Below are 12,738 nucleotides of genomic sequence, written 5' to 3'. Positions count from 1 at the left end.
GACCGATGGTCTCGGTCCTGGTCGTCGACGCCGCCAACGTGGTGGGCTCGGTCCCCGACGGGTGGTGGAAGGACCGCGCGGGGGCGGCCCGTCGGCTCCACGAGCGGCTCCTCGTCGCCGACACGCCGTACGACGAGGTGGTGCTGGTCCTCGAGGGCCAGGCCAAGGGAGGTGTGCGGGCAGGCCGTGACGGGCACGTCACCACGGTCCACGCCTCCCGCGACGGCGACAGCGAGATCCGGACCCAGGCGCGGCGCGCCGCGGAGGGCGGGCGCAGCGTCGTGGTGGTGACCGCCGACCGGCTGCTGGCCGCCAACGTCGCCCCCGCCCAGGTCCTCAGCCCGTCCTGGCTGCTCGACCGGATCTGATCAGTCGCCCGCGGTCACCATCGCGACCGCCATGGTCACGGCTCCGACGACCTCGGCGCGCTCGCGCAGCTCGCCCGACCTGACCTGGACCGCCGCGGCGGCCGCCGGCTGGGTGTAGCGGTCGAGCGCCTGACGAACGCCGCCGATGACCGAGGCCGCGCTCCCGAGCGGTCCGCCCATGACGACCATCGAGGGGTTGAGGTGGTTGGCGAGGTCGGCGAGCGCCCGTCCGATCGTCGTGCCCGCGTCGGACAGCACCCGGCGCACGCCGGCGTCGCCCGACGCCTCGAGGTCGAGCACCCGGTCGACGGTGAGCTCCTCGTCGTGCGCGGGCTGCAGCACGGCCAGGAGGTGCCGCGCGGAGACGCGGGTCTCGAGGCAGCCGCGATTGCCGCACCGGCACACGACGCCGTCCTCGCCGACCTGCACGTGGCCGATCTCGCCGGCCATGCCGGTGGTCCCTCGGTGCACCCGTCCGCCGAGCACCAGTCCCGAGCCCACACCGCTGGCGAGCTTCACGTAGACCACGTCCTGGTGGCCGCGGGCGGCGCCGTGCCGCACCTCGGCGAGCACCCCCAGGTTGGCGTCGTTGTCGACGATGACCGGCGCCTGGATGCGCTTGGCGAGCTCCTGTGCGGGATCGATCCCACGCCAGCCCGGCAGGATGCCGGTGCTCACCGTGCCGGTCGCGCGGTCGACGGGGGCAGGCACGCACATGCCGGCCGCGTGGACCCCGCCCGCATCAAGGCCGGCGACGGCCAGGGTCTCGCGGACCAGGGCCGCTGCCAGGTCGAGGGTGCCCGGTCCCGTGGCGTCGACGTCGAAGCGACGGACGTCCTCGGCGAGCACCGCGCCGGTCGGTCCCGCCACCGCGACCCGGACGTGCCCGTGTCCGACGTCGACGCCGACCACGCCACCCGGGGGAGTGGCGAGCTCGACGAGGACCGGCGGGCGGCCCGACCCTCCCTTGTGCGGGCGGCCGGTCCTCGTCTCCCGCACCTGTCCGGCCCGGAGCATCTCGTTGACCAGGCTGGAGACGGTGGTGGCGGACAGGCCCGTGGCGCGGGCCAGCTCGGCCCGGCTACTCGGTCCCCCGACGACGAGGTGGCTGATGAGGAGCCGCCGGTTCGCCCGTCTCAGGTCCTCCAGCGAGCCGCCCCGCGAACGCGGCCGGGCGGGCGCCGTGACACCGGGCGGGTTTGTGCGGGAACCGGCGGAAAGATCGGCGTCGGGGAGACCTTTCGACATTGACGCGCACGATAGCGGCTTCCTACGTTCGATGTGACGGGCGTCACGTCGACGCTCTCCCACTCGGGTAAGGGAGCACCCCCATGCAACGACCTCTCCAGCGACCTCTCCAACAACCGCTGCGAACACGTCTCCGGGCCGCCGTCGGCGTCCTCGCCGCGGCAGCGCTGTCCACCACGATGCTCGGCGTGCCCGCGCCCTCGGGTGCCGGGACGCAGGACGCGTCGCAGGCCCCGGCAGGCGCGGCCTACCGCAACGCGAAGCTGCCCATCGGCAAGCGGGTCGACGACCTGCTCGGCCGGATGACGCTCGCCGAGAAGATCGGGCAGATGGCGCAGGCCGAGCGCGCCGACGTCGACGCGGACCCCTCGCTCATCACCACCTACGGGCTCGGCAGCCTGCTCTCGGGCGGCGGCTCGACGCCGACGCCCAACACGCCCGAGCAGTGGGCTGACATGGTCGACCGCTTCCAGCGGGCCGCCCTCGACACCCGGCTCGGCATCCCGCTGATCTACGGCGTCGACTCGGTGCACGGCCACGCCAACCTCATGGGGGCCACGGTCTTCCCGCACAACATCGGCCTCGGCGCGACCCGGGACCCCCGGCTGGTCGAGCGGATCGGCGAGATCACCGCGCAGGAGACCCGCGCGACCGGGCCGCAGTGGGCGTTCGCCCCGTGCCTCTGCGTCGCCCGCGACGACCGCTGGGGCCGCACCTACGAGTCGTTCGGCGAGGACCCCGACCTCGTCACCTCGATGACGACCGCGATCCGTGGCCTGCAGGGCCGCCCCGGCCAGCTCGACGACACCGACCACGTGCTGGCCTCGGCCAAGCACTTCGCCGGCGACGGCCTGACGACCTACGACGAGTCGCTGGCGGGCACGGGCGCCTACCCCATCGACCAGGGGGTCGCCGAGGTCGACCGGGAGACGTTCGACGAGCTCGCGCTGGCGCCGTACTGGCCGGCCGTCCGCAAGTACGACGTCGGCTCGGTCATGCCGTCGTTCTCCAGCGTCGACTGGACCGAGGACGGTCTCGGCGACCCGATCAAGATGCACGCCAACGGTGAGCTGATCACCGAGACGCTCAAGGGCGACATGCGCTTCGACGGCATCGTCATCTCCGACTGGCGCGCGATCCGGCAGCTGCCCGGCACCTACCGCGACCAGGTCGAGGCGTCCGTGCTCGCCGGCGTCGACATGTTCATGGAGCCGATCCAGGCGCCCAACAACCCGTCCGGCTGGGACGAGTTCATCCCGACGCTCACCGACCTCGTGGACAGCGGCGAGGTGCCGGTCTCGCGCATCGACGACGCGGTCCGGCGAATCCTGACCAAGAAGTTCGAGCTCGGTCTCTTCGAGCACCCGTTCACCGACCGCACCCACATCGACGACATCGGCAGTGACCGGCACCGCCGGGTCGCCCGCCAGGCCGTCGCCGAGTCCCAGGTCCTGCTCAAGAACGAGCGCCGGGCGGTGCCGCTGCCGCGCCGCAAGCCCGTCTACGTCGCGGGCGCGAAGGCCGACAGCATCGGCGACCAGGCCGGTGGGTGGACCATCACCTGGCAGGGCGGCTCGACCCACCAGGTCCCGGGGAACACCATCCTCGACGGCGTGCGCGGCGAGGCGACCCACGTGACCTGGAGCGCCGACGGGTCCAGGCCGGTCCCGAAGGGAGCGTCCGCGGTGGTCGTCGTGGGCGAGACGCCGTACGCCGAGGGGTTCGGCGACGTCGGCGGCCCGCAGTGGGCCTGGGACCCGGCCGACAACGGCGTGCCGCGTCCGCCCCAGACCATGGAGCTCACCCAGGCCGACCAGGACCTGGTGACGTCGGTCTGCGCGAAGGTGGAGACCTGCGTCGTCGTGCTGGTCTCCGGTCGCCCGCTCGTGCTCGAGCCGTCGCTGCTCTCGCAGGTGGACGCCGTCCAGGCGGCGTGGCTGCCGGGCAGCCAGGGCGAGGGCGTCACCGACGTGCTGTTCGGCCGCAAGCCCTACACCGGCAGGCTCCCGGTGAGCTGGCCCCGGGCGGTGTCGCAGGAGCCGATCAACGTCGGCGACGCCGACTACGACCCGCTGTACCCCTACGGCTGGGGCCTGCGCGCGAGGCGCTGACCGCTGCCGTCCGGCCCTCCGTGGCCCGGCCCGCACGGGGTCGGGCCACGGTTCGGGCCCCGGTCGTCCTCGCTAGGGTCGGTGCATGTCGCACACGAGCCCCCAGCGCTTCCGCGGACCGGTCCTGCCCGACGGCGAGGCCCGCGACCTGTACGTCGTCGACGGCCGGATCACGTTCGAGCCGCAGGCGGGTGCCGACACCGTGGCGGAGGGGTGGATCGTGCCCGGGCTCGTCGACGCCCACTGCCACCTCGGGCTCGACGACTTCGGGGCGACCGATGACGCCGCCACCGAGCAGCAGGCGATCGACGACCGCGACGGGGGAGCACTGCTCATCCGCGACGCCGGGTCGGCCGCCGACACCCGGTGGATCCACGACCGCGACGACCTGCCGCGGCTGATCCGCTGCGGGCGCCACATCGCCGCGACGAAGCGCTACATCCGCAACTACGCCCACGAGGTCGAACCGGCCGACCTGGCGACCTACGCCGCGCAGGAGGCTCGCAACGGCGACGGCTGGATCAAGCTCGTCGGCGACTGGATCTCCCGCGAGGAGGGTGACCTCGCGCCGTCGTTCCCGGCCGAGGCGTTCGCAGCGGCCATCGACGCCGCCCACGCCCACGGCGCGAAGGTCACGGCCCACTGCTTCGGCCACGGCGTGCTGCCGGGGCTGATCGAGGCCGGCATCGACTGCATCGAGCACGGCACGGGACTGACCGAGGACCTCATCGACGCGATGGTGGCGCGCGGCACCCGGCTGGTGCCCACGGTGATGCAGCTCGACAAGTTCCCCGAGCACGCCGCCGCCGGGCAGGAGCGGTTCCCCGACTACGCCGCCACCATGACCGACCTCTACGCCCGGATGCCCGCCACGATCATGGCGGCCCACGAGGCGGGGGTGCCGATCTACGCCGGCTCCGACGGTGGCGGCATCAGCCGCCACGGCAACATCGCCGGTGAGATCGAGGCACTGGTGCGCATCGGGATGCCGGCCCACGACGCGCTCGGCGCCGCCAGCTGGCGCGCCCGCGAGTGGCTCGGCGTCGACGGCCTCACGGAGGGGGCCTCGGCCGACTTCGTGGTCTACGACCGCGACCCGGTCGAGGACCTGTCGGTGCTCCGTACGCCGAGGGCGATCGTGCTGCGAGGCGCGCTGGTCGGCGACCGCAGAGGATGACCGGGGATGACGACGGGGGCATGACGAAGGGCGGCCACCCAGCCGGGTGACCGCCCTCCGAGGGGACCGTCAGGTCGTGGTCGGGCTCGTCAGCCGAGCTCCGCCTGCGCGGCCTTGACGTGCTCGCGCGCGGCGCGGATGTCGGCCTTGGTGCTGGTGGCGGTGATCGCCAGGGCGGCGTCCTCCGCGGCGGTGAGGTGCTCGACGGCCTCGGCGTCACTGGCGGCCGACTCCTCGAGGCGCTCGGCCTTGGCCAGGACGTTGGCGACGATGCGGAAGTTCTCCACGCGGAAGGAGCGCAGCTCCTTGCGTACCGCCTTGGTGTCCACGGTGCTGTCCGCGGCCTCGACCGCGGTCTTGAACTCGCCGAGGTCGGTGCGCGCCTCGCCGATGTTGGCGACCAGCGTGGCCTCCGTGTCGTCCGCCAGGCGGGTGACCGCGTCGCTCGTCGACATCCGGTCCAGGCGCGCGTCCTTGCCGGCGATGTCCTTCAGCAGCTGCTTGGTCTGCCCCTTGACGGAGTGGTCCGGCTTCGCGGGCTGTGCCGTGGCGAGCCCGGAGGGGGCCACCAGGGCAGCGGTCGCCACGAGGCCGGCGGTCAGACGGATGGTGCGCTTCATCGAGGGTTCTCCTCTGGTCGGGGGATGCTGTACCGGGCGAGAGCATGCCGCAGCCGTCTGGTCTAGACAACCCGTGCGGCCCTTCGGCGCGTCGGGTCAGCGCTGGCCCGGCCCGTCCAGGTCCACGACCTCCACCCCGGGCCCGGGCTCGTAGACCACCAGCGCGCAGTTGGTCCTCACGAGCTCCTCGCCGACCTGGTCTCCGGTGCGGCGGTCGAGCACCCGTCGCCAGACCTGGTTGCGCCGGTAGACCCGGCCGTCGCGGCGCAGGAACTGCTCGTCGCGCGCCTCCACCCGGTAGGCGTGCTCGGGGCGCGTGTCGGCACGCAGCTGTCCGTGGAGGTACCGCTCGCCGACCCACGTGCGGACCTGGAAGGTGTACGCCGTGTCGTTGCGGACGACGAGGTCGACGTAGTTGTAGACGATCGAGCACCCCACGCCCCACGGCAGCACCCGACCGCGGTCCGGGAACGGGTCGAACGAGTGCTCCGAGCGCTCGACCACGGTCAGCGGCGAGTGCAGCACCATCCAGTGGACGAGGTTGGCCAGCTGGCAGATCCCGCCGCCCACCCCCGCCTCGGCTGCACCGTTCGAGAGCCTCATCCCCTCGACGTACCCCTTGCGACGGGTGCAGTTGCCCACCACCCGGTTGAACGACAGGGTCTCTCCCGGCCGGATCACGACACCGTCCAGGCGGCCGGCAGCGAGCCGCAGGTTGGTCACCTTGCTGTGCTGCAGGTGCATCTGCGCCGGGTCGAGCTCGCGCAGCAGCAGCGAGCCGTGCTGCTTGACCCGGACCGGCAGGTCTGCGGCGGCACGGGTGCGCGCCCACACAATCCGACCCGACCACGCGTCCCGCACCCACCGCGTACGACGTCGCCCCCGGTGCACCGCGACGGCGACGGGCAGCAGCCAGGGGTGGCGCTGGGTCGGGCGTGGGGGAGCGGTCAGCCGCGCCGGGAGCTCGAGGGGGTCGAGGTGCCCCGCGTGCGCTGTGGTCATGACCGGTAGACGCGGGGGGAGCGCGCGTGGTTGCCGGGCGGCACGGAATCGGTTTGTGACCGTCACGCCGGCTCGATGAGGATGGACCCATGACGACCGCCGTGGACCTGTACCCGCCCTTCGGCCTGCGCGTGGTCGCCGGTCCGCTCGAGCTGCGCGGGCTGACCGACGAGCTCATCGTCGAGCTGTGCGCCGCCGCCGAGGCGGGCATCCACGACCCGGGCGAGATGCCGTTCTACTTCCCCTGGACCGCCGCGCCGGCCGGCGAGCTCGGCCGCAACACCGCGGCCTACCACTGGGGCAAGCGCTCGACGTTCTCGCCGGACGACTTCTGCCTCGACCTCGCGGTGCTGCTCGACGGGCGGGTGATCGGCAGCCAGGGGGTCGCCGCGAAGAACTTCCCGGTCACCCGGACCGGCGAGACCGGCTCGTGGCTCGGCCGGGAGTTCCAGGGGCGGGGCCTCGGCACCGCGATGCGCCGCGCGATGTGCGCGCTGCTGTTCGACCACCTCGGCTTCGAGGAGATCACCTCGGCGGCGTTCATCGACAACCCCGCCTCCCTCGCGGTCTCGCGCAAGGTCGGCTACCAGCCCACGGCGATGACCCGCCTCAAGCGGCGCGAGGGGAGCTGGCGCTCAACCAGGGCCTGGTCCTCACGCCGGAGACCTTCGTGCGCGGAGACGTGCCCGTCGAGGTGCACGGCGCCGAGGCGGTCCGCGCCTTCATCGGTCTCGACGCGGCCGCGTAGCCCGCGACGGGCGCGGATCGGACCGGATTGGTCGTGCGCGGCGTACGTCTGGCAGAATCTTTCCTCGTGTCCTGCGCGCCCGGACCCTCTCATCCGAGCGACGCAGCGCCCATCGAGTGACCGGACCCGGTGCCCCCACCTGGGAGAGGGTCGCTCACCCACGACAATTTCTGAGGAGACACCACAAACGTGGCCGTCAAGATTCGCTTGAAGCGCCTGGGCAAGATCCGGGTGCCGCAGTACCGCATCGTCGTCGTCGACTCCCGCAAGAAGCGCGACGGCAAGGTCCTCGAGGAGATCGGCAAGTACCACCCCACGGAGGAGCCGTCGCTCATCGACATCGTCTCCGACCGGGCGCAGTACTGGCTCGGCGTGGGCGCCCAGCCCTCCGAGGCCGTCGAGGCCCTGCTCAAGGTGACCGGTGACTGGCAGAAGTTCAAGGGCCTGCCGGGCGCCGAGGGCACCCTCAAGGTCAAGGAGCCCAAGCGCTCCAAGCTCGACATCTTCAACGAGGCCCTCAAGGAGGCGTCCGCCGAGCCCAAGGGCGCCGCGGTGACCACCAAGAAGAAGGCCGACAAGGCGGAGAAGACCGAGGAGCCGGCAGCCGCCGAGGTCCCCGCGTCGGAGACCCCTGAGGGCGCCGCCGAGGCCAACGCCGACCTGGAGAACGTGACGGCCGAGGACGCCGGCAAGAACACCTCCGGCGTCGACGCGGACAAGCAGGCCTGATCGTGCTGGCCGAGGCCCTCGAGCACCTGGTGCGTGGCATCGTCGACCACCCCGACGAGGTGACCGTCCGCGACAAGCAGCTGCGTCGTGGCTCGATCCTCGAGGTCCGGGTCCACCCCGACGACCTCGGAAAGGTGATCGGCCGCAACGGCCGCACCGCGACGGCCTTCCGCACCGTCATCTCGGCCCTCGCGGGCCGCGGCGGTGCGCGTGTCGACTTCGTCGACACCGACCGCCGCCGCTGACGCGGCGCACCGCCTCATCGACGGGCGTCACCCCTTCCGGGGTGGCGCCCGTCGCGGCGTCTCGCCCCCGACACCTCGGTCCTCGAGTCGCTGGGAGGCTCACCACCCGGTCCCTCTACGCTGGGCCGCGTGAGCGAGGACAGCAAGGCCGACATCGAGGTCGTGGTCGGCCGCATCGGCAAGCCCCACGGCATCCGCGGCGAGGTCACCCTCGACGTACGCACCGACGAGCCGGAGAAGCGCTTCGCCCCCGGGAGCGTGCTGCGCGCCGAGGCGCCCGCCGGCGCCGACCGCCGCCCGTCCGTCCTCACCGTCGCCCGCGCTCGCTGGCACCAGAGCACCCTGCTGGTCACCTTCGACGAGCTCGCCGACCGCAACGCCGCCGAGGCCGCGCGGGGCACCGTCCTCCACGCCACGATCGCCCACGACGAGGTGCCCGAGGACCCCGACGAGTTCTACGACCACCAGCTCGTCGGCCTCGAGGTGGTCGACCTCGACGGTGTCCCGCTCGGCTCCGTGAAGGGGCTCGTCCACGGCTCGGCGCAGGACCTGCTGACCGTGCGCACCACCGACGGTCGTGACGCCCTCGTGCCGTTCGTCAGCGCCCTCGTGCCGGAGGTCGACCTCGCCGCCGGCCGCGTGGTCGTCGCGGACCGGCCCGGCCTGGTCTCGCCGTTCCCGGACGAGGGCGAGCCCGGCGCATGAGGATCGACGTCGTCACGATCTTCCCCGACTACCTCGCCCCGCTCGGGCTGAGCCTGCCCGGCAAGGCCCGGGACCGGGGGCTGCTCGACCTCCACGTGCACGACCTCCGCGACTGGACGACCGACCGGCACCGCACCGTCGACGACACCCCGTACGGCGGTGGCGCCGGGATGGTGATGAAGCCCGAGCCGTGGGGGCGCGCCCTCGACGCCGTCGCCCGCGACGCGACCATCGTGTTCACCACGCCGAGCGGGGAGCCGTTCACGCAGGCGCTCGCCGAGGAGCTCAGCACCCACGAGCACCTCGTCTTCGCCTGCGGCCGCTACGAGGGCATCGACCAGCGGGTCGTCGAGCACGCCGCGACCCTCGGCACCGTGCGCGAGATCAGCCTGGGCGACTACGTCCTCAACGGCGGCGAGGTCGCCGCGCTGGCGATCACCGAGGCCGTCGTACGGCTGCTGCCGGGCTTCATGGGCAACGCCGAGTCCCTGGTCGAGGAGTCCCACGCCGACGGCCTGCTGGAGTACCCCGTCTACACCAAGCCGGCCTCCTGGGAGGGCCGCGACGTCCCCGAGGTGCTGCTGTCGGGCGACCACGCGCGGATCGCCGCCTGGCGGCGCGAGCAAGCACAGCGGCGCACCGCGGAGCGGCGTCCCGACCTCCTCCCGGCGACCGGTGCGGTCGGCGCGCTGGCCGACCTCGACGTACGCCCAGCGGTGCCCGCGGACGCAGGTGAGCTCTACACCCTCCAGCGCGCGTGCTGGCTCCAGGAGCTGGAGGCGAACCCCGGCGTGGAGATCCCGGCGCTGCGCGAGTCGCTCGACGACGTACGCCGGGGGCTGGGGGAGTGGACCGTGATGGTCGCGCGCGAGCCGTCCTCGGGCCGCCTGGTCGGCGCCGTGCGCGGCCGCCTGGACCGGCACGGCGAGTGGGACATCGGACGCATCATGGTCGCGCCGGACCTCCAGGGGCGCGGCCTCGGGCGGGCTCTGCTCGAGCTCGTCGAGGCACTCGCGCCCGCGGAGGTCGAGACGTACGTCCTCTTCACCGGCGCGGGGTCGGTGGACAACATCCGGATGTACAAGAGGGCAGGGTTCCGGATGCGACCCGACCGGAAGGCCCCGGCGGGTGCCGTCGTGCTGACCAAGAAGGCGGCCACCGGGGCTGGACAGCGGATTTCACGCTGACGGTCCGCTCTGGCAGACTTCTCCACTGGTCACTCGACGCCAGGGTCGCCCGGACGCATCCACGATGCACCACCCCGGGGACCCGCCGGACCGCACCTGCCACAGGGGGCGCACCGGCCCGGCCCCCTCGAGCCCGACCGACACGACCAGCACCATCGATACCGCGGCTGACCTGTGGCACTCGCGAGGAGCACGACATGAGCAACGTGATCGCCGACCTCGGCAACACCATCAAGCGCGACGACGTCCCGGACTTCCGCGCCGGTGACACCGTCAAGGTCCACGTCAAGGTCATCGAGGGCAGCCGCTCCCGTGTCCAGGTCTTCCAGGGCGTGGTCATCCGCGTCCACGGCTCGGGCATCGGTCGCACCTTCACCGTCCGCAAGGTCTCCTTCGGCGTCGGTGTCGAGCGCACCTTCCCGCTGAACTCCCCGATCTTCGAGACGATCGAGGTCGTGACCCGCGGTGACGTCCGCCGCGCCAAGCTGTACTACCTGCGCAACCTGCGCGGCAAGGCCGCCAAGATCAAGGAGCGCCGCGAGTCCTGATCCGGCGGGGTCCGCGCCGCGAGGCGGGAGTTCGACCAGTGACTGGTTAGTCTCTGCGCGTGACTTCAGACGACCGCGGTTCCACGTCCCTCTCGGCGGACGAGGAACCGCGGTCGTCGCGTTCGGGGGGCGACCGGGCGCGGCGGAACGGCAAGCCGCGGCGCAAGCAGCTGCCGCTCTGGCAGGAGACGATCCTGCTGCTCGGCGTGGCCCTCGTCCTGGCCATCGTCATCAAGACGTTCTTCGTCCAGGCCTTCTACATCCCGTCCGAGTCGATGGAGCCCGGCCTCATCCTCAACGACCGGATCCTCGTCGAGAAGCCGTCCTACTGGGGTGACGCCGGCCCCCAGCGCGGCGACGTCGTGGTCTTCAAGGACCCGGGCGGGTGGCTGCCGCCGACCGAGGCCGCGGGCCCGACCAGCCCGGTGGCCAAGGTGATGGCCAAGATCGGGCTCTACCCCACCGGGGGACACCTGGTGAAGCGGGTCATCGGCGTGGCCGGCGACACCATCACCTGCTGCGACGACCAGGGGCGCCTCCAGGTCAACGGGCAGCCGCTCGACGAGGACGACTACGTCAAGCGCAGCGGCGCCACCTGCAACGGGCCGATGCCCGACAAGTGCGCATCCGACTGGGAGGTCGGCCCCATCCCCGAGGGTCACATCTTCGTCATGGGCGACAACCGGTCGCGCTCGGCCGACTCGTCCTTCCACATGTGCCAGTCCGACGAGACCGAGTGCGTCCCGGGCGACGAGTTCGTCCCGGTCGACCTGGTCGTCGGGAAGGTCTTCGTGCTGCTCTGGCCGGCCGACCGGTTCCGCTGGAACGACCGCCCGGACAGCTTCGAGGACGTGCCCGACCCGACCTCGTGAGGTCTGTCGTGAGCCAGTCCACCCACCTGTCGGTCCCGGTCCCGGCGCCCCTCCCCGGCCCGGTGACCGTACGTCGTGACGCCGGCCTCTACGGCTACGAGCGGGCGCTGCGGCGTGCCGGCCTCGAGCCGATCGCCGGCGTCGACGAGGCCGGTCGCGGTGCGTGCGCGGGGCCTCTGGTCGCCGGGGCCGTGGTGCTGCCCCCGGGCAAGGCCGGGATCGTGCCGGGCCTGGCCGACTCCAAGCTGCTCACCGAGGCCGCGCGCGAGCGCGTCTACGCCCAGGTCGTGCGCCGGGCGCTGGCCTGGTCGGTCGTGGTCATCGACTCCGAGGAGTGCGACCGCCTGGGCATGCACGTGGCCAACGTGGAGGCGCTGCGGCGCGCGGTGGCCCGCCTCGGGACCCGGCCGTCCTACGTCCTCACCGACGGCTTCCCCGTCGACGGGCTGGGCGTCCCCGGGCTGGCGGTGTGGAAGGGCGACCGGGTCGCCGCCTGCATCGCCGCTGCCTCGGTCGTCGCGAAGGTCACCCGGGACCGGCTCATGGTCGGCCTCGACGGGGACTGGCCGTCGTACGACTTCAAGACGCACAAGGGCTACATCACCGCAGAGCACGAGGCGGCGCTGGCCGAGCACGGCCCCTGCCCCGTGCACCGCATGAGGTTCGTCAACGTCCGGCGTGCCGCCGGACTCGAGCCGATCGCCGGACCCGGCGAGGACCCGGCCACTAGGGTCGGTGGGGAAGGGCCGGGACAGCCGTCGGGCGCGTGGCCCGACACCACCGAGGAGGACGCATGAGCGCCGAGGATCTCGAGAAGTACGAGACCGAGATGGAGCTCACCCTCTATCGCGAGTACCGCGACGTGGTGGGCATCTTCAAGTACGTCGTGGAGACCGACCGGCGCTTCTACCTCTGCAACCAGGTCGACGTGAAGGCCCGCTCGGAGAGCGGCGACGTGTTCTTCGAGGTCTCGATGAGCGACGCCTGGGTGTGGGACATGTACCGCCCCGCCCGCTTCGCCAAGAACGTGAAGGTGCTGACGTTCAAGGACGTCAACGTCGAGGAGCTCGCCTCGCAGGACATCGACCCGCCGAAGGACTGAGCGCCCGGCTCACCTGGGCCGCCACCCGTCGCCACCCGGGCCACCCACCGTCCACAGCCCGGCCTGCGGACGGTTC

The 12,738-nt window shown here is 72.5% G+C and carries 15 protein-coding genes; 12 read left to right on the top strand and 3 right to left on the bottom strand.

The genetic code is table 11. From position 1 onward, the window contains the following. Nucleotides 1–5: 5 nt before the first annotated feature. On the top strand, nt 6–368 hold the full coding sequence (locus tag Q9S36_RS27135) for a hypothetical protein (protein WP_311287950.1): 363 nt from the start codon (nt 6–8) through the stop codon (nt 366–368). Here the strand turns inward: Q9S36_RS27135 and Q9S36_RS27130 are convergent, their stop codons facing one another. Beyond that, nucleotides 369–1,616, bottom strand: coding sequence for an ROK family transcriptional regulator (locus Q9S36_RS27130; protein WP_311287949.1), 1,248 nt, complete (start codon nt 1,614–1,616; stop codon nt 369–371). It lies immediately after the preceding gene. Between the two features lie 83 nt (nt 1,617–1,699). Here Q9S36_RS27130 and Q9S36_RS27125 point away from each other — a divergent pair, with 83 nt between their 5' ends. Further along, entirely contained in the window at nt 1,700–3,727 is a 2,028-nt protein-coding gene (locus Q9S36_RS27125) for a glycoside hydrolase family 3 protein (RefSeq protein ID WP_311287948.1), read from the top strand. A gap of 85 nt (nt 3,728–3,812) precedes the next feature. Continuing rightward, on the top strand, nt 3,813–4,904 hold the full coding sequence (locus Q9S36_RS27120; protein WP_311287947.1) for an amidohydrolase family protein: 1,092 nt from the start codon (nt 3,813–3,815) through the stop codon (nt 4,902–4,904). Between the two features lie 89 nt (nt 4,905–4,993). On the opposite strand, the gene Q9S36_RS27115 is transcribed toward Q9S36_RS27120, so the two are convergent. Both Q9S36_RS27115 and Q9S36_RS27110 read right to left on the bottom strand, forming a co-directional pair. Continuing rightward, a complete protein-coding gene (locus tag Q9S36_RS27115; protein WP_311287946.1) occupies nt 4,994–5,524 on the bottom strand; it encodes a hypothetical protein in 531 nt (176 codons plus the stop codon). 96 nt (nt 5,525–5,620) lie between these two features. Beyond that, nucleotides 5,621–6,526: a VanW family protein gene (locus tag Q9S36_RS27110; protein ID WP_311287945.1), complete on the bottom strand. Its 906-nt coding sequence runs from the start codon at nt 6,524–6,526 to the stop codon at nt 5,621–5,623. 89 nt (nt 6,527–6,615) lie between these two features. Between Q9S36_RS27110 and Q9S36_RS27105 the strand changes: the two genes are divergently transcribed. The 9 genes from Q9S36_RS27105 (at nt 6,616) to Q9S36_RS27065 (ending at nt 12,662) form a co-directional block, all read left to right on the top strand. Continuing rightward, entirely contained in the window at nt 6,616–7,485 is an 870-nt protein-coding gene (locus tag Q9S36_RS27105; RefSeq protein WP_311287944.1) for a GNAT family protein, read from the top strand. Further along, nucleotides 7,464–8,003 (top strand): 30S ribosomal protein S16, encoded by a 540-nt coding sequence (gene rpsP / locus Q9S36_RS27100; protein WP_311287943.1) that lies wholly within the window; start codon nt 7,464–7,466, stop codon nt 8,001–8,003. Before Q9S36_RS27105 ends, rpsP begins: the two co-directional genes overlap by 22 nt. Before the next feature lie 2 nt (nt 8,004–8,005). Next, the gene (locus Q9S36_RS27095) at nt 8,006–8,248 is read left to right on the top strand and encodes an RNA-binding protein (protein ID WP_311287942.1); all 243 of its coding nucleotides are present in this window, start codon (nt 8,006–8,008) and stop codon (nt 8,246–8,248) included. A 129-nt stretch (nt 8,249–8,377) separates the two neighbouring features. Next, nucleotides 8,378–8,953 (top strand): ribosome maturation factor RimM, encoded by a 576-nt coding sequence (gene rimM, locus Q9S36_RS27090; protein WP_311287941.1) that lies wholly within the window; start codon nt 8,378–8,380, stop codon nt 8,951–8,953. Beyond that, on the top strand, nt 8,950–10,140 hold the full coding sequence (gene trmD, locus Q9S36_RS27085; RefSeq protein WP_311287940.1) for a tRNA (guanosine(37)-N1)-methyltransferase TrmD: 1,191 nt from the start codon (nt 8,950–8,952) through the stop codon (nt 10,138–10,140). The genes rimM and trmD overlap by 4 nt, the downstream gene beginning before the upstream one ends. A gap of 197 nt (nt 10,141–10,337) precedes the next feature. Continuing rightward, nucleotides 10,338–10,688 (top strand): 50S ribosomal protein L19, encoded by a 351-nt coding sequence (gene rplS, locus Q9S36_RS27080; protein WP_311287939.1) that lies wholly within the window; start codon nt 10,338–10,340, stop codon nt 10,686–10,688. A gap of 59 nt (nt 10,689–10,747) precedes the next feature. Then, complete coding sequence (gene lepB, locus Q9S36_RS27075) at nt 10,748–11,560, top strand: signal peptidase I (protein WP_311287938.1); 813 nt, start codon at nt 10,748–10,750, stop codon at nt 11,558–11,560. 8 nt (nt 11,561–11,568) lie between these two features. Continuing rightward, the gene (locus Q9S36_RS27070; protein WP_311287937.1) at nt 11,569–12,357 is read left to right on the top strand and encodes a ribonuclease HII; all 789 of its coding nucleotides are present in this window, start codon (nt 11,569–11,571) and stop codon (nt 12,355–12,357) included. Next, nucleotides 12,354–12,662 carry a DUF2469 domain-containing protein gene (locus tag Q9S36_RS27065; RefSeq protein WP_210648639.1) on the top strand — a complete coding sequence of 103 codons (309 nt, stop codon included), beginning with the start codon at nt 12,354–12,356 and terminating at the stop codon, nt 12,660–12,662. Before Q9S36_RS27070 ends, Q9S36_RS27065 begins: the two co-directional genes overlap by 4 nt. Nucleotides 12,663–12,738 lie beyond the last annotated feature (76 nt).

This window comes from Microbacterium sp. ARD31, assembly GCF_031844425.1.
This window is presented reverse-complemented; position numbering and strand designations above follow the sequence as displayed.